A 20,792-nucleotide genomic window follows, 5' to 3' on the forward strand; every position below is an offset into this window, starting at 1 on the left:
GACCGGGTGGCGGAGCGGGACGTGGCGCAGCGGGACGCGGCGGAGCGGGACTACGAGCTGGCCGAGCGGGCGCACGCCGCGCTGCGGGCCGAGGGCGGCACGCTCGCGGTCGCCGAATCGCTGACCGGGGGTCTGCTGGCCGCCGCGCTGGTGGACGTCCCCGGGGCGTCCGCGACCTTCCGGGGCTCGGTCACCGCGTACGCGACCGAACTGAAGGCCTCGGTGCTCGGGGTCGACGAGGGCCTGCTGGACGTGTACGGGCCGGTCCATCCGGTGGTGGCCCGGCAGATGGCCGAGGGCGTGCGCGGATTGCTGGGGGCCACGTACGGGCTCGCGACGACCGGGGTGGCCGGGCCCGACCCGCAGGACGGGCGGCCGGTGGGCACGGTGCACCTGGCGGTCGCCGGCCCGGGGGGAACTCTGGTCAGTTCTCCCCTGCTGTCGGGGGGTCGTGCCACAATCCGTCACGGGGCGGTGACCGCGGCGCTGGAGCTGCTGGTCGGTCGGTTCGCACGGTAGGAGCCCCGCCGGGCGGGGATCTCCACCGAACCGGGATCCGGCGATCCGGTGCGCGGGTATGGGACAGCTGGAGGATCGTGTTACATCCAACACCCTGGTTGGGCAGAAACCAGGTGGCGAACGAGTTGCGTGACGGTGGCGGGGCGGGTCGCGACGGGTACCACGAGGGGCCCGCGAACCCCGGTACGACACCGGAACGAGGAGGGGGACGGCCTTGCAGCCCAGAGTGAACACGACCAGGGTCCCCGCACGCGAAGCGGGCAAGGCGGTACGGTGGGGTCGTGACATCTCGATCCGCAGTCCGAGGAGGGAGGCACCGATGATCCTGCTTCGTCGCCTACTGGGCGATGTACTGCGTCGGCAGCGCCAGCGCCAGGGCCGCACACTCCGCGAGGTGTCGGCGGCCGCCAGGGTTTCGCTCGGATACCTCTCCGAGGTCGAGCGGGGACAGAAGGAGGCGTCCTCGGAGCTGCTCTCCGCCATCTGCGACGCACTCGATGTCCGGATGTCCGAGGTCATGCGCGAGGTCAGCGACGAACTGTCGCTCGCCGAACTTGCGGCGATGGCCACCCTCTCCGAAGGTGATCTGCTGAGGCCGGTACTCGAACCGGTTCCGCTGCCCGCCCCCGGCGCCGACCGGGCGACCCTGTCGCCCAAGGCCGCCGCGATGGACGTGGTCGCCGCCTGATCCCGGCCTCGACTCCCGGGCGCCCCTGCCCGGGGCGAGCGAAGGGAGGGCGGTCGTGCGAACAGACGCGCAGACGCGCCCGATGGCCCGAATACGGGCCCGGGCGCGGCTGTCCACCCGGGTACGGCGTCCGGTGCGCCGGCTGCTGGCGCTCTCGGCGGCCGGGCTCGCCTGGTGGCTCCTGGTGGTCCGGGGGCAGCTGACCGACGGTGCGGTGCTGGGGCTGCTCGCGGCCGGCGGCTGGGGACTCGGTCTCATCCCGGTCCACGCCGACTGGAACGCGACCGGACCGGCCCGGCGTCCGCGGGCGGAGCCGGTGGCACCGGTGGAGCCGGTGGAGGTACAGCTGCCGCCGACCGGGTGATTCGACGGGGCCGGAGGCCGCGGGGTCCGACCCCGCGGCCTCCGGCCTTTCGGCGTTCCCCCACGGTCCCCGCGGCGGGGCCGGAACCGCGCGGTCAGGGGCGCAGGCGCAGGCCGCGCGGGGTGGCGTGGAAGCCGGCCTCCTCCAGGGCGCGGCCGAGATCCGAGCCGAGGGCGGGCTCGCCGTTGGCCCGCTCGACCGTCACGCTGCCGAGCGCGCCCTCCCGGACGGCGGCCGCGAGCGCCCCGGCCGCCAGCGCCAGGGTGGCTCCGTCCTGCGGCCAGGCCAGCAGGGACTTGCCGCCGCGCTCGACGTACAGCGCCGGCTCGCCGTCCACCAGGACCACCAGGGCGCCCGCCTTGCGCCCCGGGCGGTGGGCGGTGGACTCCTTGCCGCCGGGGGCGGTGGGCGGCTCGGGCCAGGGCAGGGCGGCGCCGTACGCGTTGGCCGGGTCCGCTGCCGCCAGCACCAGCGTCTGCGGCGGCTCACCCAGCGGGGCGGCCGGCCACTCGGCGGCCCGGGCCCGCTCCAGCCGGCCGTTCACCGAGCGCAGCCGGTCCGCCGCGCCCTCCATGGCGAACTGGGCGCCGCCCAGGCCCTCGACGAAGTAGCCCCGGCGGGCCCGGCCGCGCTCCTCCATCGCGGCGAGCACCCGGTAGACGCCGGCGAAGCCGCCGGGCACCCGTTCGGCCGCCACCGTGCCCCGGGTGAGCAGGCCGTGCCGGTCCAGCAGGCTCTGCGCCCGGGCGGTGGCCCGGACCGTCGGGTCGGCGGCGAAGGCGGGCAGCAGCGACCACCGGCCGGCCACCGTCGGCGGGCCGCTGCGCAGGGCGCCGCCGACCCGGCCGAAGGCGCGGCCGGCGCCGCCGTAGCGGCCGCGCGGGGTGGACCTCGGCGCGCGGTGGGCGGTGGCGCCCGCCGTCCGGCCGGAGCCGAGCAGGGCGCGCAGCGGGGCGAGGGTGTCGTTGGTGACGTGACCGGCCCAGACCAGGTCCCAGAGCGCCTCGACGATCTCCGCCTCGGCGGTCTCCTCCGGCAGCTGCTGGACGAGCTGGCGGAAGAACAGGCCGTAGCCGCCGGCCAGCGCGGACATCAGGGCGCTGTGCACCGGGGTGAGCGCGGGCGGAACGGGCTCGGGGCGCAGCAGGTGGGCGTTCTCGGCGAGGTGCAGGCTGAGCCAGCCGTCCTTGCCGGGCAGCGCGCCGGCCCCGCACCAGCCGACCTCGCCGGCCGCCATCAGCTCGTCCAGCAGACCGGGGGAGTAGTCGGTGAGCCGGGCCGGGAGGATCAGCTTCTCCAGCGCGGAGGCGGGCAGGGCGGTGCCCTGGAGCTGCTCGACCACCCGCAGCAGGCCGTCCGGGCCGCGCAGCCGGTGGCCGGACAGGTGCTGCCACTGCGGCAGGAAGGCGGCCAGGGCGCGCGGCGGGACCGGCTCGACCTCCTGGCGCAGGGCCGCCAGCGAGCGGCGGCGCAACCGGCGCAGCACCTCGGCGTCGCACCACTCGGGGGCGGTGTGGCTCTCGGAGGGCCTGAAGCGGCCCTGGACCAGCCGGCCGGCGGCGGTCAGGCGGTGCAGGGTGCCGGCGACCACGGCGCCGCCCAGGCCGTAGCGGGCGGCGGCCTCCGCGGCGGTGAACGGGCCGTGGGTGCGGGCGTGGCGGGCGATCAGATCGCCCAGCGGATCCTTGACCGGTTCGGTGAAGGCCTCCGGGACACCCACCGGCAGCGGCGTGCCCAGCGCGTCGCGCAGCCGTCCGGCGTCCTCGATCGCCGTCCAGCGCTGCTCGCCGGCGATCCGGACCTGGATCACCCGGCGGGCCGCCTCCAGCTCCAGGGCCCAGAGCGGATCGGCGCCGCGGAGCGTCAACTCGGCCTCGGTGAGCGGGCCGAGCAGGCGCAGGGCGTCGGCGACACCCTCGGCGTCCTTGATCCGGCGCTCGGGGGTGAGGCGCTGGAGCTCGGCCTCCAGCTCGGTGAGCACCTGCGGGTCGAGCAGTTCGCTCAGTTCGGCCTGGCCGAGGAGTTCGGACAGCAGCCGGGAGTCGAGCGAGAGGGCGGCGGCACGGCGCTCGGCGAGCGGGGTGTCGCCCTCGTAGAGGAACTGGGCGACGTAGCCGAACAGCAGCGAGCGGGCGAAGGGCGAGGGTTCCGGGGTGGTGACCTCGACCAGGCGGACGGCGCGGGACTCCAGATCGCCCATCAGCTCGACCAGGCCGGGGACGTCGAACACGTCCTGCAGGCACTCCCGGACGGCCTCCAGGACGATCGGGAACGAGCCGTACTCGGAGGCGACTTCGAGCAGCTGGGCGGCGCGCTGGCGCTGCTGCCAGAGCGGGGTGCGGCGGCCGGGGCTGCGGCGGGGGAGCAGCAGGGCGCGGCCGGCGCACTCCCGGAAGCGGGAGGCGAACAGGGCGGAGCCGCCGACCTGGTCGGTGACCAGCTGCTCGATCTCGCCGGGGTCGAACAGGGCGGCGTCGGCGCCGACCGGCGCCTCGTCCGGGACCGTCTGCTCCGGGGGGCCGCCGAAGTCGAAGTCGGCGGCCAGCAGGTCGGCGTCGGGCAGGCGCAGCACGATGCCGTCGTCGGCGTGCATGACCTGCGGGTCCAGGCCGTGCTTCTCGCGCAGCCGGGCGCCGAGGGCGAGCGCCCAGGGGGCGTGCACCTGGGCGCCGAAGGGGGAGTGGATGACGATCCGCCAGTCGCCGAGCTCGTCCCGGAAGCGCTCGACCACGATGGTGCGGTCGTCCGGGAGGTGGCCGCAGGCGGCGCGCTGCTCGGCCAGGTAGTCCAGCAGGTTGGCGGCCGCCCAGTCGTCCAGGCCGGCCTGCTGGAGGCGCGCGGTGGCGGCCTCGGGCCGGAGGGCGCCCAGTTCGCGGGTGAAGGCGCCGAGGGCGCGGCCGAGTTCGAGCGGACGGCCGAGGGTGTCGCCCTTCCAGAACGGGAGCCGGCCGGGGACGCCGGGAGCCGGGGTGACCAGCACCTTGTCGTGGGTGATCTCCTCGATCCGCCAGGAGGTGGTGCCGAGGGTGAACACGTCGCCGACGCGGGACTCGTAGACCATCTCCTCGTCGAGCTCGCCCACCCGTCGCCCGCCACCGCCCTTCTTCCCCGCCTTCGAATCGGACGCGGTGGTGCCGGCGATGAAGACGCCGAACAGGCCGCGGTCGGGGATGGTGCCGCCGGAGGTGACGGCCAGCCGCTGGGCGCCGGGGCGGCCGGTCACCGTGCCGGCCACCCGGTCCCACACCAGGCGGGGGCGCAGCTCGGCGAAGGCGTCCGAGGGGTAGCGGCCGGCCAGCATGTCGAGCACGGCGTCGAACGCGGACTGCGGGAGGGTGGCGAAGGGGGCGGCGCGGCGGACCACGGCGAGCAGCTCGTCCACCGGCCAGGCGTCCAGGGCCGTCATCGCGACCAGCTGCTGGGCGAGCACGTCCAGCGGGTTGCGCGGGATGCGCAGCGACTCGATCCGGCCGGCCCGCATCCGCTCGGTGACCACGGCGGACTGCACGAGGTCCCCCCGGTACTTGGGGAAGAAGACACCGGTGGAGACGGCGCCGACCTGGTGGCCGGCCCGGCCGACCCGCTGCAGGCCGGAGGCGACCGAGGGCGGGGACTCGACCTGGACGACCAGCTCGACGGCGCCCATGTCGATGCCCAGCTCCAGGCTGGAGGTGGCGACCACGGCGGGCAGCCGGCCGGCCTTCAACTCCTCCTCGACGAGCGACCGCTGCTCCTTGGAGACGGAGCCGTGGTGGGCCCGGGCGATCACCGGGGGCGCGCCCTTGGCCGCGCCCGAGCCGCCCATCAGCTCGGCCGGGGCGTGCGCCCCGGGGACGGCGGTGCCGGTGGCGCGCTCGTAGGCGATCTCGTTCAGCCGGTTGCACAGCCGCTCGGCCAGCCGGCGGGAGTTGGCGAAGACGATGGTCGAGCGGTGCGCCTCGACCAGGTCGACGATCCGCTCCTCGACGTGCGGCCAGATCGACGCCTGCCGCTGCGGGTCGGTGCCGGCGGAGCCGCCGGTGGCCGGGGCGGCGGGCAGGTCGTCCAGGTCGGGGACGGGGACGACCACCGAGAGGTCGAACTCCTTCTCGGAGGCGGGCTGGACCACGGCGGCGCCGCGCCGGGGGCTCAGGAAGCGGGCCACCTCCTCGACCGGGCGGACCGTCGCGGACAGGCCGATCCGGCGGGCCGGGCGGTCCAGCAGCTCGTCCAGCCGTTCCAGGCTGAGCGCGAGGTGCGCGCCGCGCTTGGTGCCGGCGACCGCGTGCACCTCGTCCAGGATCACCGTGTCCACGCCGCGCAGGGCCTCCCGGGAGGCGGAGGTGAGCAGCAGGAACAGCGACTCGGGGGTGGTGATCAGGATGTCCGGCGGGTGGGTCGCGAAGCGGCGGCGGTCGGCGGCCGGGGTGTCGCCGGAGCGGATGGCGACCTGGACCTCCGGTTCGGGCAGGCCGAGCCGGACGGCGGCCTGGCGCAGGCCGGCCAGCGGGGCGCGCAGGTTCCGTTCGACGTCCACCGCGAGCGCCTTGAGCGGCGAGACGTAGAGGACCCGGCAGCGGCGCCTGGGCTCGGCGGGGGGCGGGGTGGTGCTGAGGCGGTCGAGGGCGGAGAGGAAGGCGGCCAGCGTCTTGCCGGAGCCGGTGGGGGCGACCACCAGGACGTCCGTCTCCCGCCGGATGGCCCGCCAGGCCTCGGACTGGGCGGCGGTGGGGGCGGAGAAGGCGCCGGTGAACCAGGCCCGGGTGGCCGGGGCGAAACCGGCCAGGGGGTCGTCGGCGGGCGGGGTCGGGTGCGGGGGCGCCATGCCCCCATGGTGCCGGGTGGGACCGACAAGTGGAGGTGGGCCGGGACGGGGGACCTGGAGGGCGGTTCGGGAGGGGACGGGCGGGAGGTGCGGGGGAGGGGTGCGGGGAGGGGTGCAAGCCGGGGAGCAGAAACAACAATCCGCTCATATGGTGAGGAATCGGATGCTTGATCCAGTCGTGACCCACCGGACCGACGAGCGGAGACCGTGCGATGGCGCAGGTGCACCCGTCGGGCAGGACCGTCCGGCGCCGCCGGGCCGGCGGGCCCGCCCGGGCGCTGCTCGCGATGCTGCTCACGGCGCTCGTGGTGGGTGGCGCCGTCCCGTACGTGTCCGGATCGGGGCGGGCGTACCTCAGCTACCTGGTGCTGGCCGAGGGCGAGGACGCCGCCGGCGCGGCCCGGGCCGGAACGGAGAGCCGGGCCGTGGGCGGGCAGGTGGTCCAGGAGTACCCGCAGATCGGGGCCGCGCTGGTGTACGCGACCGGCCCGTTCGCCGACCGGGTGCGGGCCCGGCCCGGGATCGCCGCCGTCGGGGCGACCAGGACCGCGCCGGTGGTCGCGCCGCCGCGGGCGGTGGCGGGGGCGGGCGACTTCTCGGCGGGCACCGGCGCGCGGCCGGCGGCCGGGACGGGCCGGAGCGGGGACGTCCTTCCGCGCGGTGGTGACCGGGCGGACTCCGGGACCGTGACGGTGCCCGATCCGGGGGAGGCGGGCGCCTGGAACCTCGCCATGGTCGGGGGCGCCGGCGTCCGGGCGGGCGATGCCTCGGCGGTGTCCGGTGGCGCGCCGCCGGCCGCAGGCGCGGTGCGGGGCGGGGGTTCGGCGCCGGCCGGGGCTGCGGTGCCGGGCGCCGACGTGCTGCACAAGGTGCTGGTCGCCGTGCTGGACTCCGGCGTCGACGACACCCACCCGGACCTGCGTGCCGCCGTCGACCCCAAGGCCTCCGCCTCCTGCGCGGACGGCCGGCCCGACGCCCGGACCGGCGCCTGGCGGCCGGACCCCGGGGTGGTCGAGAGCGGCCACGGCACGCACGTCGCCGGGATCGTGGGCGCCACCCGGGACGGCCACGGCGTCACCGGGGTCGCGCCGGGCGTACGGATCGCCGCCGTCCGGCTGCTCGGGCCGCTCGGGCAGTACTACGCCGAGAACGTCGTCTGCGGCATGCTCTGGGCCGCCGACCACGGGGCCAGGGCGATCAACAACAGCTACTTCGCCGACCCGTGGAAGTACAACTGCCCCGAGGACCGGGACCAGGCCGCACTGACCGCGGCCGTCGGGCGGGCCGTCGGGTACGCCCGGCGGAAGGGGGCGGTGGTGGTCGCCTCGGCGGGCAACGACGGGCAGGACCTCGGCGCCGGGCGGACCGACGACCGGAGCCCCAACGACCGGCTCTCGGGGCCGGCGCCCGTCCGCCACCTGGGCACCGAGTGCGTGCGGCTGCCCGGCGAGCTTCCCGGGGTGGTCACCGTCACCGCGGTCAACCGGGACGGGCACCCGGCGGGCTACTCCAACTACGGGCGCGGACGGGTCTCGCTGGCCGCGCCGGGGGGCGACCCGGACGGCGGGCCGCAGGGCGCGATCGTCTCCGACTGGCCGGACGGGCGGTACGCCGCGCTGGCGGGGACCTCGATGGCGGCCGCGCACGTGACCGGGGCGGTGGCGGTGGTGGCGGCCCTGCGTCCGGAACTGGGGGCGGACGGGCTGGCGGGGGTGCTGGCGGGGGCGGCGGCACCGGGGTGTCCCGCGGGGGTGTTCGGCTGCGGGGAGCGGCAGTACTTCGGTGCGGGGCTGCTGGCGCTGCCCCGGTGACGGGGGCGCGGATTCCGTTGCGGGCGCGCGGGCCGCGCCCCGCGCGCCCGTCGGGTGGTGGGGGCGGGGAAAAGCAGGTGACGGGGCGGCGGGACGGGGGTGAGGATCGGGGCATGGGTGAATCGGACGCGGCGGTGTTCCTGACGACCGAGCGGCTGGTGCTGCGGCGCTTCACGGCGGCGGACGCGGACCGGCTCGTGGAGCTGGACGGGGACCCCGCGGTGATGCGCTTCCTCACCGGGGGGCGCCCGAGCCCGCGGGAGTGGGTCGAGGAGGAGTTGTTGCCGCAGTACCTGGAGCACTACCGGCGGTACGGCGACCTCGGCTGGTGGGCGGCCGAGGAGCGGGCGGGCGGGGCGTTCCTGGGGTGGTTCGAGTTCCGGCCGACGCGGGAGGGGGAGCGCGGGGAGGTCGAGCTCGGGTACCGCCTGCGGCGGGCCGCGTGGGGGCGCGGGTACGCGACGGAGGGAGCGCGGGCGCTGGTCCGGCGCGGGTTCATGGAGCTGGGGGTGGAGCGGGTGGTGGCGTACACCATGACGGTGAACGCGGGCTCGCGGCGGGTGATGGAGAAGAGCGGGCTGTCGTACGTCCGTACGTTCCGCGAGGACTACCCGGAGACGATCCCGGGCAGTGAGCACGGTGAGGTCGAGTACGCGCTGACGGCCGGGGACTGGCGGGCGCGGTCCGGGATAATCGGGGCATGAGGCTGACGGATTTCTGGCGACGGATGTACGCGCACTTCGGGGAGTCGTACGCGGAGTCGTTCGCGACCGACCACGTGATGAGCGAGCTGGGCGGGCGGACGGTGCGCCAGGCGCTGGAGTCGGGCTGGGAGGCCAAGGACGTCTGGCGCGTGGTCTGCGACACCCAGGGCGTCTCCGGCGTGCTGCGCTGAGTGCCGGCCTCCGGGCGGCATGGGACAGACTGTTCGGGTGACAAATAGCGCAGAGCAGAAGAATTCGGACCGGAGCGCCGAGGGCGCTCCGGTGGGCGGGGGGCTCTGGGGCGGCGGGATGCCGCGCTGGCTGCCGCGGGCGATGGTGCTGTTCCTGGTGCTGGTGGGGGTGTTCCAGCTCGCCGACTGGGCGTTCCGGCAGCTGATCGACCTGTTCGTGATGCTGCTGGTGTCGTTCTTCCTGTCGCTGGCGCTGGAGCCGGCCGTGGACCGGATGGCGGCGCGGGGGGTGCGCCGGGGGGTGGGGACCTTCCTGGTGTTCGTGGCGGTCGGGGCCGCGGTGGTGGGCTTCCTCGCCGCGCTCGGCACGCTGCTGGTCGACCAGGTGGCGAAGATCGCGGGGGACCTTCCGCACTTGGTCGACAATCTGATCGGCTGGATCAACCGGACCTTCCACCAGGACCTCTCGCTGGGCGAGTTGCAGAATCGGTTGCTCAAGGACTCCGGCACCATCGAGAACTACGTCCAGCAGGCCGCCGACAACGTCTGGGGCGTCTCGTCCACCGTGATCGGCGGGCTCTTCCAGGCCTTCACGGTCGGGCTGTTCACCTTCTACTTCACCGCCGAGGGCCCGCGGGTGCGCCGGACGGTCTGTTCGATGCTGCCGCCCGCCAAGCAGGGCGAGGTGCTGCGGGCCTGGGAGATCGCGCTCGCCAAGACCGGCGGCTACCTGTACTCCCGGGCGCTGCTCGCGGTGGTGTCGGCCGCCGGGCACTGGGTGATGTTCGAACTGCTGAACCTGCCGTACGCGGCGGCGCTGGCGGTCTGGGTCGGCGTCATGTCGCAGTTCGTGCCGACCCTCGGGACGTACCTGGCCGGGACGCTGCCGGTGCTGGTGGCGCTGACGGTGGAGCCGGTGGACGCGCTCTGGGTGCTGGTCTTCGTGGTGGTCTACCAGCAGGTCGAGAACTACCTGCTGCAGCCGCGGATCACCGCGCGGACGGTGGACGTGCACCCGGCGGTGGCCTTCGGCTCGGTGATCGCGGGCGCGGCGCTGCTCGGCGCGGTCGGCGCGGTGATCGCGATCCCGGCGGCGGCCACGCTCCAGGGCTTCGTGGGGACGTACGTGCGGCGGTACGAGGTGGCCACCGATCCGCGGATCGACCGGGGCGAGCAGCGGCGGGCGCGGCGGGAGCTGCGCCGGGAGGCGGCCCGGCGGCTGCGCCGGATGGTCGGCGGGGACGGGACGAGGCGCGGGGAGTGACCCGGGGCGCCGCCCCCGGGGGGTGTCCCGGGGGCGGCACGGCCCGGACGTGCGACGCTTGAATCGAACAGATGTTCTTTGTACTCTCCGGCGAGGAGTTTTCCACAGGCCGAGCCCGATCGAGCCCGTTTGTCAGTGGGACGCGCTAGCGTCGAGGACGATGAAGCGCACAGCACAGAACCCGAGGGAAAAAGCCATGGCAGGTACGGACCGCGAGAAGGCCCTGGAGACCGCTCTCGCCCAGATCGAGCGGCAGTTCGGCAAGGGCTCGGTGATGCGCCTCGGCGAGAAGGCCAACGAGCCGGTCGAGGTGATCTCCACCGGGTCCACCGCCCTGGACGTCGCCCTCGGGGTCGGCGGCATCCCGCGCGGCCGGGTGGTCGAGATCTACGGCCCCGAGTCCTCCGGCAAGACCACCCTGACCCTGCACCTGGCCGCCAACGCCCAGAAGGCCGGCGGCACGGTCGCGTTCGTCGACGCGGAGCACGCGCTCGACCCGGAGTACGCCAAGAAGCTCGGCGTGGACACCGACGCCCTGCTGGTCAGCCAGCCGGACACCGGTGAGCAGGCGCTGGAGATCACCGACATGCTGATCCGCTCCGGCGCGATCGACCTGGTGATCATCGACTCGGTCGCGGCGCTCGTGCCGCGCGCCGAGATCGAGGGCGAGATGGGCGACTCGCACGTCGGTCTGCAGGCCCGACTGATGAGCCAGGCGCTGCGCAAGATCGCCGGTGCGCTGAACCAGTCGAACACCACCGCGATCTTCATCAACCAGCTGCGCGAGAAGATCGGCGTGATGTTCGGTTCGCCGGAGACCACGACGGGTGGCCGGGCGCTGAAGTTCTACGCCTCGGTCCGCCTCGACATCCGCCGGATCGAGACCCTGAAGGACGGCACCGAGGCGGTCGGCAACCGCACCCGCGTCAAGGTGGTCAAGAACAAGGTCGCCGCGCCGTTCAAGCAGGCCGAGTTCGACATCCTCTACGGCGTGGGCATCAGCCGCGAGGGCGGCCTGATCGACATGGGCGTGGAGCACGGCTTCATCCGCAAGTCGGGCGCCTGGTACACCTACGAGGGCGACCAGCTCGGCCAGGGCAAGGAGAACGCCCGCAACTTCCTGCGGGACAACCCGCAGCTCGCCGACGAGATCGAGCGGAAGATCAAGGGCAAGCTCGGCATCGGCCCGAAGGTGGAGGAGCCGGCCGAGGGCGGGGCCGACGCTGCTGCTGCTGCTGCTGCTCCCGCCGCCGACGGCGCCGCCAAGCCGATCACCGCGACCGCCACCAAGACGGCCGCGGCGAAGAAGACGGCGGCGGCCAAGGCCTGATCCGTTGACGCAGTACGACACGGTGGGCGGCGGCCCGGCGGGCCCGGAGGACGACGACTACGGCCCGCCGGACTGGTTCGCCGCGGTCGCGGAGGAACCGGAGCCGGCGGCCGAGAGGCCCGGGCGGCGGCCCTCCCGGCGTGATCGCCGCTCCACCACGCAGTGGGCATCCGGCCCCGAGCCGGAGTTCGACCTGGCTCCGGACCGGGCGGTGCGCGGCGCGGCGCCCGGACCGGAGCCGGCGGAAGCATCGGTCGAGGCGCTCGGCCTGGTCTCCGCCTCCGAGCTGCCCACCGGCCGCCGACGGCGGCGCTCGGCCCTGGAGGCCGAGGAACTCGAAGCGGCGGGGCCCGCTTCGGCACCGGCGGCCGCGGAGAGCGGCCGGGGCGGAGGCGAGGCGGCCGGTCACGGGGGTGCGGCCGCCTCGGCCTCCCGTCGCGGCGCCCGTCGGGGCCGTTCCGCGGCCGGGCCGTCCGGGGAGGAGGGCACCGGCCGTGCCTCCCGGAAGCAGGCCGAGGAGTCGGTCGATCCGGAGACCCGCGCGCGGGACATCTGCCTGCGGCTGCTGACCGGCGCCGCCAAGACCCGCAAGCAGCTCGCCGACGCCCTGCGCAAGCGGGAGATCCCGGACGAGGTCGCCGACGAGGTGCTCACCCGGCTCGAAGAGGTCGGGCTGATCGACGACGCGGCCTTCGCCGCGGCCTGGGTGGAGTCCCGGCACGCCGTCCGGGGCCTGTCCCGGCGGGCGCTGACCCAGGAGCTGCGCACCAAGGGCGTCGCCGCCGACCTGGTCGAGCAGGCCGTCGCCCAGGTCGACCACGACGACGAGACGGACGCGGCCCGGGCGCTGGTGGAGCGCAGGCTGCGCTCCACCCGGGGGCTGGACGCACAGGTGCGCACCCGGCGGCTGGTCGGGATGCTGGCCCGGCGCGGCTACTCCGAGGGACTGGCGTTCCGGGTGGTGCGCAGTGCGCTGGAGGAGGAGCGGAGTGAACTGTCGGGTCGGGAGTAGTGGCAGTTCTGTAGGCGTCCTGGAGTGAACCAGGTCAACCCTTGACCCTTTCATGACCCCCACCTAGCCTCGCCATCAGTTCCCGGGGCGCCTCCGTACGGCGGCCCGCGCGGCGACGGGGGAGTGGGCGGCACATGGGGATCTCGGCGGGCACCGGCCCGGGCGGCTCGCTGGTGGCGGTCGCCGGATCGGCCGCGTTCCTGCTGCTGGTGTTCGCGGTGGCCGCCGGGCTGGTGATCAGGCGGCTCCGGGCGGCCCGGCACAGCGCGCTGGCCGAGGCCGAGCGGGCCCGTCGGCGGGCCGAGGAGCAGAGCGCCGGGCAGCGGGCCGAACTCGCCCGGCGCGAGCAGGACATGGCCGAGGAACTGCGCAGGCTGCGCCGCCGCGAGGACGAACTGGCGGAGCGCTCGACCGAGTTGGAGCGGTCCCGGAGCGAGTCCGAGGCGCTGGTCGCCCGCCGGGTGGCGGCGCTGGAGCGGGCCGCCGGGCTCTCCGCCGAGCAGGCCCGCGCCGAACTCCTGCGGGAGGCCGAGGAGTCGGTCCGGCGGGAGGCCGCGGTCACCGTCCGGGAGATCGAGCGCGAGGCCAAGGAGGAGGGCGAGCGCCGGGCCCGGGACATCGTCGCCGGGGCGATCCAGCGGCTGGCGACGGAGCAGACGATGGAGAGCGCCGTCACCGTCCTGCCGCTGCCGAACGAGGACATCAAGGGCCGGATCATCGGTCGGGAGGGCCGCAACATCCGGGCCTTCGAGGCGGTCACCGGCGTGAACCTGATCGTCGACGACACCCCCGAGTCGGTGCAGCTGTCCTGCTTCGACCCGGTCCGCCGGGAGACCGCCCGGCTCACCCTGGAGCAGCTGGTCGAGGACGGCCGGATCCACCCGACCCGGATCGAGCACCTGCACGAGCGCAGCCGGGAGGAGGTCGGGCAGCGCTGCGTCCGGGCCGGCGAGGACGCCCTGCTGGACGCCCGGGTCGGCGCGATGCACCCCGAACTCGTCCGCACCCTGGGCTCGTTGCGCTACCGGGCGTCGTACGGGCAGAACGTGCTCGGGCACCTGCTGGAGTCCGCGCACCTGGCAGGGATGATGGCCGCCGAGCTCGGGGTGGACCCGGAGCCGGTGCGGCGCGCGGCGCTGCTGCACGACATCGGCAAGGCGCTCACCCATGAGTCGGAGGGCAGCCACGCGGCGGTGGGCGCGGAGCTCGCCCGGCGGTACGGCGAGTCCCCCGAGGTGGTGCACGCGATCGCCGCCCACCACAACGAGGTCGATCCCCGGACGGTGACGGCCGTGCTGACCCAGGCCGCGGACGGCTGCTCGGGCGGTCGGCCGGGCGCCCGCAAGGAGTCGCTGGAGCTGTACGTGCGGCGGCTGGCGCGGCTGGAGGAGATCGCGCGCTCGCACCAGGGCGTGGCCGAGGTGTACGCGATGCAGGCCGGCCGTGAGGTCCGGGTGATGGTCCGCCCGGACGCGGTGGACGACCTGGGCGCGGAGCTGATCGCCCGTGAGGTCGCCCGCCAGTTCTCCACCGAGCTGACCTACCCGGGCCGGATCCGGGTGACGGTGGTCCGCGAGAGCCGGGCCACGGCGGTGGCCGGCTAGGAGGGCCCGCCAGGAGACCTGCCAGACCTGCCAGGACCTGCAAGGGGACTTGCCTGGGCCGTCCCGCCGGGACCCGTCAGGACACGCCCTGGCTCGGGGAGTCCACCTCGCGGGGCTCGGGCTGCTCGGCCGGGTCGGGGGCCGGGGTGAGCGTGGCCGGGCCGCCGCGGGCGCGGTCGGCGAGGGCGAGGAGGTCCTCGGCGACGGCGCCCTGGGTGACGCCGACGAGGTGGCCGTCCGGGCGGATCAGCAGGACGGTGTGCGGGCCGGCGCCCGGGTAGTCCTCGGTGACCAGCACCTCGGCGGGGACGGGCAGCGCGGCGGCGACCTCGGCGAGGCGGGGCATCAGGCCGGCGCCGAGCCAGTGCTCGGAGGACCAGACGGCGGTGCCGGGGGCGACCAGCAGCAGCAGGAAGGTGGTGCCGAGCCGGGCGTGCAGGTGGTCGGGGGTGCCGTCGTCGGCGAGCACCGGCAGGTCCGGGACGAGCACCCCGGGGGCGGTGGCGGGCAGCAGCTCGCTGAGCGAGGTGGTGCCGCGCGCGCCGCGCTGCACCGGGACCCGGCCGGGGACGCCGGAGGGCGCCGCCGGGTAGGCGGGCGCGCCGCCGAACCGGCCGGTGCCGAGCTGGCCGTCGGCGAGCAGCGGGGCGTGCTTGCGGAAGCCGCCGACCAGCAGCGAGCGCCGGGTCTGCTGCCAGCCGCGCAGCGGGCGCAGCAGCGGCATGGACTGGTCGACCGCGCGCAGCCGGGCGCCGACCGCCCCGCGCCGCTCGGCCTCGTAGCCGTCCAGCAGCGATCCGCCGGGCTGCGGGCCGCCGGAGTGGAGGTGCCAGGCGAGGGCCAGCCGCCAGGCGAGGTTGTCGGCGTCGCGCAGCCCGTCCGGGAGGTTCTGCATGCCGAGGGCGCCGTGCAGGTGGGCGGCGTCGCCGGCCAGGAAGCAGCGGCCGATCCGGAAGCGGGCGGCGAGCCGCTGCTGGGCGGTGTGGTCGGCGGCGGCCAGCAGTTCGAAGCGGGGCAGCTCGCCGCACCAGCCGGTGAGGGTGGAGGTGACCCGGGTGAGCAGGGTGTCGCCGGTGACGATGCCGGGCCAGGTGGCGTGCGGGTCGACCGTCTCGGTGGCGGCGGGCCGGCCGGGGGGCAGTCGCCAGTCGAGCCGCCAGACGCCGTCCGGCAGCGGACGGGCGGAGGCCTCGCGGTCGCCCCGCCACGGGGGCTCGCGGTGCAGGCGGGCGCCGTCGAAGGGCAGGTCGACCCGGACGGTGGCGATGGCGTTGCGGTCGACCGCCGGGCGGCCGGGGAAACGGATCTTCAGGAGCTTGCGGACGGTGGATCTGGCGCCGTCGCAGCCGACCAGGTGGCTGCCGCGCCACCAGGTGGTGGAGCCGTCCTGGGTGCCCGTGGTGCGGATGCTGACGCCGTCCCGGTCCTGTTCGAGTTCGACGACCCGGTTGAGCGGGACCAGCTTGATCAGCGGGGTGCCGGTGAGGGCGTCGCGCAGCCCGCGCTGGAGGCGGTGCTGGGGCAGGTGGTAGGTGGGCGAATCGGTGAGGTCGATCCGCAGCACCTCCTGGCGGCGGCGCCAGACGGCGAAGGAGTCCCACAGCGCGGAGTCCGAGGCGGCCCGCGGGTAGCCGATCCGGGTCAGGAAGGCGGCGGTGTCGGCGCCGAGCACGAGGCTGCGCGGGCCCTCGGGACAGAGCCCGGAGCCCTCGTCCAGGACGACGGTGGGTACCTCGTGCCGGGCCAGGGCGAGGGCCAGGGCCAGACCGACCGGTCCGGCCCCGACCACGATCACCGGGTCCATGAGGGAACCTCCGGGCGCGAACCGGCCGATCGGCCGGCGTCAGTTACCGCTGCCGCATATGCCGCGTGGATGCTCCCGGGAGGTGTCACGAAGAGCAATGCAACAGTTCACCTGCGTGTCCGTCAAGCAGAAGCTGAAGTGCGCCGGTTCGCGCCGCGACGGCCACGTGCTTCGATCCAGCGTGCGAGCGCGGTCAACAGAAGGCACATCACGATGTAGATCGGGCCGATCACGAGCACCACGGGGATGTAGGGGAAGCCCGCGGCGTTGATCGGCTGGCTGGCGATCTTCTTGCCCATGAACAACAGTTCGCTGTAGGTGATGACGAAGCCGAGCGAGGTGTCCTTGAGGGTGACGACCAGCTGGCCGATCATCGAGGGCAGCATCGAGCGGACGGCCTGCGGCACCAGGATCGACATCATCACCTGGGTCTTGCGCATGCCGAGCCCGTACGCCGCCTCGCCCTGGCCGCGCGGGACGGCGTTGACGCCGCTGCGGATGATCTCGGCCTGGACCGCCCCGTTGTAGAGGCTGAGGCCGAGCACCAGCGCCCACATCGGCTGCTGGGCGAAGAAGGCGTAGTAGAGCCCGACGATCAGGATCAGCAGCGGCATCGCCCGGAAGAACTGGGTGAAGGCCGTGCAGAACCAGCGGACCGGCCGGTGGTCGGAGAGCTGACCGGCCGCCAGCAGCGCGCCCAGAGTGAGCGAGAAGGCTGCCGCGAGCCCGAAGGCCTCCAGGGTGGACAGCAGGCCGTCCACGATCTGCTGCTGGACGAAGGTGTACTGGAAGGCGTCCCAGAGGCCGGCGTCGAACTGGCCGTTGTCGTTCAGCGCGCTGAAGACGTACCAGAGGAGACCGGCGATGCCGAGCACCGAGAGGACGCCGAACACGCGGTACCGGGTACGGGCCTTCGGGCCGGGGGTGTCGTAGAGGACACTCGCCGACGCCTGACGGTTCAGAACGCTCATGCGCCCACCTCGCTGCGCTCGGCAGGGGCCTTCGCCCACGCGCACCACTTGATCGTTCGCTCGCTGCGCTCACTCATCGGGCCACCGCCAGTCGGGATTCCAGGAAGCGGAAGAACGTGGCGACCGTGGCGCTGATCAGCAGGTAGGCGCAGGCCACCCAGAAGAAGATGGCGAAGATCGAGTAGCCGCGCTCGGAGAAGGTCTGCTGGGCGCTGTACAGCTCGGGGACGCTGAACGCGCCGGCGATCGCCGAGTTCCTGGGCAGGGCGATGAACACGCTGCTCATCGGGCCCAGGACGGTCCGGGCGGCCTGCGGCAGGACGACCAGGGTGAGGGTCTGGCCGAAGGTCATGCCCAGGCTGCGGGCGGCCTCCGCCTGGCCCAGCGGCACGGTGTTGATGCCGGAGCGGATGACCTCGCAGACGAACGAGGCGGTGTACCCGCCGAGCGCCAGCACCGCGAACGCCAGGTGGCTGAAGTGCACGCCCAGCGGCGGCAGGCCGAAGGTGACGGCGAAGAACAGCAGCGTCAGCGGGGTGTTGCGGAAGAGCGTCACCCAGGCGGTGCCGAAGGCGCGCAGGACCGGCACCGGGGAGACCCGGAAGGCCGCCAGCAGGGTGCCCAGCAGCAGGGCGAGAAGAGCGCTGAGCGCGCTCACCTCGATCGTCTGTAGGAAGCCGTCGCGGAACAACGCGAAGTTGTCGTCCTCGAACAGGAACCCCATCCGGCGGCCCTCCTCTCAGTTCATGGTCGGGAGTCGACGTACGGCGGGCGGATCAGTAGCGCTCGAGGGCCGGGACGTCCGGCGCCGGGGAGCCGGAGGCGCCCAGGGTCGCGTCGTAGGCCTTCTTCCAGTCGCCGTTGTCCTCGTGGGCCTTGAGGGCGTCGCTGATCGCGTCGCGCAGCGCCTTGTCGTCCTTGTTGAGGCCGACGCCGTAGTTCTCCTTGGTGAACGGCTTGCCGACCACCTTGAGCTTGGGGCTGTACTTGGAGGCGTAGCCCTTGAGGATCGCGTCGTCGGTGGTGACCGCGTCGACCTCGCCGGACAGCAGCTTCTCGACGCAGGCCGAGTAGGTGTCGAACTGGGTGACCTTCGGGTTGTACTGCTGGATGTTCTTGATCGAGGTCGAGCCGGTGGCGGTGCAGACGTTCTTGCCGCCGGTGCTCTCCGGGCCGGTGATCGTGGTGTTGTCGGCCTTCACCAGCAGGTCCTGGCCGGCGATGTAGTACGGGCCGGCGAAGGAGACGCTCTTCTTGCGCTCGTCGTTGATGCTGTAGGTGCCGACGTAGAAGTCGATCTGGCCCTTGGCGATGGCCGGCTCGCGCTGCGAGGAGACCAGGGTCTGCCACTTGATCTGCTGCGGGGTGAAGCCGAGGTCGGCGGCGATCATCTTGGCGATCTCGATGTCGAAGCCGCTGCGGTCGCCGCTGGCGACGTCCTCCCAGCCGAGGTTCGGCTGGTCGGCCTTGGCGCCGATGATCAGCTGGCCGCGCTTCTTGGCCTCGGCGAGGACCGCGGAGTCCACCTTGACGTCGGTCTTGACCGTGTAGCTCGGCAGCTTCGGGGCGCCGGCGCCGCTGCTCGCGGCGGTGGCGCCGGGGGTGCCGTCCTTGCCGCAGGCGGCGGTGGCGGTGAGCGCGACGGCACAGAGCGCGACGGCGAGGGTGCGGGACGTCCTCATGAGGGTTCTCCTGGGGCTGGGCCGCGGTGTCAACCGGGCTCTGGCGTCTGGAAGGCGTGCACGGGCGGGGCGGGCCGGCACTGCGGCCGGGGGCGGTCCCGCCGGTCTCGAAGCGTCAGTGGTGGAGGATCTTCGAGAGGAAGTCCTTGGCGCGCTCGGAGCGCGGCGCGGTGAAGAACGCGTCCGGGGTGTTCTGCTCGACGATCTTCCCGTCGGCCATGAACAGGACCCGGTTGGCGGCGGAGCGGGCGAAGCCCATCTCGTGGGTGACCACGACCATCGTCATGCCGTCTGCGGCGAGCTGGCGCATGACCTCCAGCACCTCGTTGACCATCTCCGGGTCCAGCGCCGAGGTGGGCTCGTCGAAGAGCATCACCTTGGGCTTCATCGCCAGCGCGCGGGCGATCGCCACGCGCTGCTGCTGGCCGCCGGAGAGCTGGGCCGGGAACTTGTCCGCCTGCGCGCCGACGCCGACCCGCTCCAGCAGCTCCCGGGCGGTCTTCTCGGCCTGCGGGCGGGGCACCTTGCGCACCTTCACCTGGCCGATGACCACGTTCTCCAGCACGGTCTTGTGCGCGAACAGGTTGAAGCTCTGGAACACCATGCCGACCTCGGCGCGCAGCCGGGCCAGTTCCTTGCCCTCGTCGGGCAGCGGCCGGCCGTCGATCGTGATCGCGCCGGAGTCGATCGTCTCCAGCCGGTTGATCGTCCGGCAGAGCGTCGACTTGCCCGAGCCGGACGGGCCGATCAGCACGACCACCTCGCCCTGGGCGATCCGGAGGTCGATGTCCTGCAGGACGTGCAGCGCGCCGTAGTGCTTGTTGACGTTGCTCAGCACGACCAGTGGGGCGGCTGCGGGGGTGGAGTCCTCGACCGGGCTCTCGGTCATCGCGCCTGCTCCCTCTGTCGTCGAATCACGCCTGTCCGAGAAGTCTCAACTCCCTTGACAGGCAATGGTGGTACGGATCCGGGGGCCGAGGCCGGCGGAGCCGCGGCCCCCGGTGGGCCGACCTTAGGAGCCATGACCGCGCGCCGTCAGCCGATCTGAGCGGAACTTGAGGATCACGAAACGGCCACACGGCGCTCGCACGCTGTTCGCGCGGGCGCCGACGGGGCATGTCACAGCGGGAATCCGCTCCGGTGCTCCCCGTTCCCCCCGGGCCCGGTGCGCGGTCGAACCTGGCGCCGGGCCGTTCGCTGGCCCATACTGCGCAGGACCGGGACCTGAACGATCGGCCCGGTGATCATCGGTGATCACGTGGGGGAAGGAGGAGGACAGGATGCGACTGCTGCTCGTCGAGGACGACGAACGCGTGGCCGCCGCGCTGGTCGCGGTGCTGGGCCGGCACGGCTTCCAGGTCCGGCACGCCCGCAGCGGGCACGAGGCGCTGGACGCCCTGGTGCCGGACGGCAACGAGCCGTACCGCGTGGTGCTGCTCGACCTCGGACTGCCCGACCGCGACGGCTTCGAGGTGTGCAGCCGGATCAGGGCCGGCAGCGGCGTGCCGGTGATCATGGTCACCGCCCGCGCCGACGTCCGCTCCCGGATCCACGGCCTCAACCTGGGCGCCGACGACTACGTCACCAAGCCGTACGACATGGGCGAGCTGCTCGCCCGCATCCACGCCGTGGCCCGCCGCGGCGCCGCCCCCGCCGCGGTGGCGGTGTCCGCGCCCGACACCGTGCCGCAGCAGCGCGGCCCGCTGGAGTCCCGCGGCATCCGGATCGACCGGGAGCGCCGCCGGGTCAGCGTGGACGGCCGCGACGTGCCGCTCACCCGCAAGGAGTTCGACCTGCTCGCACTGCTCGCGCAGAGCCCCGGCGTCGTCTACCGGCGCGAGCAGATCTTCAGCGAGGTCTGGCGCAGCGGCTGGGAGGGCAACGGGCGCACCCTGGAGGTGCACATCGGCTCGCTGCGCAACAAGCTGGCGCTGCCCGGCCTGGTCGAGGCCGTGCGCGGGGTCGGCTACCGGCTGATCCCCGACTGCCCCACGCCCGCCGCGGCCGAACCGGCCCCGAGCGCCCCCGCGGAGCACTGACCGCA

General features: G+C 74.3%; 17 protein-coding genes. 11 read left to right on the forward strand and 6 right to left on the reverse strand.

Features of this window, described 5'->3' with window-relative positions; translation table 11 throughout:
• Positions 1-6: 6 nt before the first annotated feature.
• The 3 genes from ACFVHV_RS20710 (at position 7) to ACFVHV_RS20720 (ending at position 1,571) form a co-directional block, all read left to right on the forward strand.
• Complete coding sequence (locus tag ACFVHV_RS20710) at positions 7-519, forward strand: CinA family protein (protein WP_380352587.1); 513 nt, start codon at positions 7-9, stop codon at positions 517-519.
• 319 nt (positions 520-838) lie between these two features.
• A complete protein-coding gene (locus ACFVHV_RS20715) occupies positions 839-1,207 on the forward strand; it encodes a helix-turn-helix transcriptional regulator (RefSeq protein WP_359913890.1) in 369 nt (122 codons plus the stop codon).
• Between the two features lie 55 nt (positions 1,208-1,262).
• The gene (locus ACFVHV_RS20720; RefSeq protein ID WP_359913887.1) at positions 1,263-1,571 is read left to right on the forward strand and encodes a hypothetical protein; all 309 of its coding nucleotides are present in this window, start codon (positions 1,263-1,265) and stop codon (positions 1,569-1,571) included.
• 94 nt (positions 1,572-1,665) lie between these two features.
• Here the strand turns inward: ACFVHV_RS20720 and ACFVHV_RS20725 are convergent, their stop codons facing one another.
• Positions 1,666-6,375, reverse strand: a complete 4,710-nt coding sequence (locus ACFVHV_RS20725; protein WP_380352589.1) for an ATP-dependent helicase — start codon at positions 6,373-6,375, stop codon at positions 1,666-1,668.
• Positions 6,376-6,587: 212 nt separating this feature from the next.
• Between ACFVHV_RS20725 and ACFVHV_RS20730 the strand changes: the two genes are divergently transcribed.
• The 7 genes from ACFVHV_RS20730 (at position 6,588) to rny (ending at position 14,291) form a co-directional block, all read left to right on the forward strand.
• Positions 6,588-8,186, forward strand: coding sequence for a S8 family serine peptidase (locus ACFVHV_RS20730; RefSeq protein ID WP_359907127.1), 1,599 nt, complete (start codon positions 6,588-6,590; stop codon positions 8,184-8,186).
• Between the two features lie 113 nt (positions 8,187-8,299).
• Positions 8,300-8,890: a GNAT family N-acetyltransferase gene (locus ACFVHV_RS20735; protein ID WP_359907125.1), complete on the forward strand. Its 591-nt coding sequence runs from the start codon at positions 8,300-8,302 to the stop codon at positions 8,888-8,890.
• Positions 8,887-9,081: a DUF3046 domain-containing protein gene (locus ACFVHV_RS20740; RefSeq protein WP_359907122.1), complete on the forward strand. Its 195-nt coding sequence runs from the start codon at positions 8,887-8,889 to the stop codon at positions 9,079-9,081. Before ACFVHV_RS20735 ends, ACFVHV_RS20740 begins: the two co-directional genes overlap by 4 nt.
• A gap of 37 nt (positions 9,082-9,118) precedes the next feature.
• Positions 9,119-10,345: an AI-2E family transporter gene (locus ACFVHV_RS20745; protein ID WP_380352592.1), complete on the forward strand. Its 1,227-nt coding sequence runs from the start codon at positions 9,119-9,121 to the stop codon at positions 10,343-10,345.
• A gap of 196 nt (positions 10,346-10,541) precedes the next feature.
• A complete protein-coding gene (gene recA / locus ACFVHV_RS20750; RefSeq protein WP_380352593.1) occupies positions 10,542-11,675 on the forward strand; it encodes a recombinase RecA in 1,134 nt (377 codons plus the stop codon).
• A 4-nt stretch (positions 11,676-11,679) separates the two neighbouring features.
• On the forward strand, positions 11,680-12,687 hold the full coding sequence (recX, locus tag ACFVHV_RS20755; protein WP_380352595.1) for a recombination regulator RecX: 1,008 nt from the start codon (positions 11,680-11,682) through the stop codon (positions 12,685-12,687).
• Between the two features lie 134 nt (positions 12,688-12,821).
• Positions 12,822-14,291 (forward strand): ribonuclease Y, encoded by a 1,470-nt coding sequence (gene rny / locus ACFVHV_RS20760; RefSeq protein ID WP_359907114.1) that lies wholly within the window; start codon positions 12,822-12,824, stop codon positions 14,289-14,291.
• A 76-nt stretch (positions 14,292-14,367) separates the two neighbouring features.
• On the opposite strand, the gene ACFVHV_RS20765 is transcribed toward rny, so the two are convergent.
• The 5 genes from ACFVHV_RS20765 to ACFVHV_RS20785 all read right to left on the reverse strand — a co-directional run bounded on the left by ACFVHV_RS20765 (position 14,368) and on the right by ACFVHV_RS20785 (position 19,637).
• Positions 14,368-16,095 carry an FAD-dependent monooxygenase gene (locus ACFVHV_RS20765; protein ID WP_359907111.1) on the reverse strand — a complete coding sequence of 576 codons (1,728 nt, stop codon included), beginning with the start codon at positions 16,093-16,095 and terminating at the stop codon, positions 14,368-14,370.
• 122 nt (positions 16,096-16,217) lie between these two features.
• Entirely contained in the window at positions 16,218-17,066 is an 849-nt protein-coding gene (locus ACFVHV_RS20770) for an amino acid ABC transporter permease (protein ID WP_359907108.1), read from the reverse strand.
• A 73-nt stretch (positions 17,067-17,139) separates the two neighbouring features.
• Entirely contained in the window at positions 17,140-17,790 is a 651-nt protein-coding gene (locus ACFVHV_RS20775; protein WP_359907105.1) for an amino acid ABC transporter permease, read from the reverse strand.
• Positions 17,791-17,842: 52 nt separating this feature from the next.
• Positions 17,843-18,748, reverse strand: a complete 906-nt coding sequence (locus ACFVHV_RS20780; protein WP_359907103.1) for a glutamate ABC transporter substrate-binding protein — start codon at positions 18,746-18,748, stop codon at positions 17,843-17,845.
• A 115-nt stretch (positions 18,749-18,863) separates the two neighbouring features.
• A complete protein-coding gene (locus ACFVHV_RS20785; RefSeq protein WP_359907100.1) occupies positions 18,864-19,637 on the reverse strand; it encodes an amino acid ABC transporter ATP-binding protein in 774 nt (257 codons plus the stop codon).
• Positions 19,638-20,028: 391 nt separating this feature from the next.
• Here ACFVHV_RS20785 and ACFVHV_RS20790 point away from each other — a divergent pair, with 391 nt between their 5' ends.
• Positions 20,029-20,787, forward strand: a complete 759-nt coding sequence (locus ACFVHV_RS20790) for a response regulator transcription factor (RefSeq protein WP_359907097.1) — start codon at positions 20,029-20,031, stop codon at positions 20,785-20,787.
• Positions 20,788-20,792 lie beyond the last annotated feature (5 nt).

It is taken from the genome of Kitasatospora sp. NPDC127116, from assembly GCF_042677365.1.
GTDB classification, from domain to species: domain Bacteria; phylum Actinomycetota; class Actinomycetes; order Streptomycetales; family Streptomycetaceae; genus Kitasatospora; species Kitasatospora lactacystinica.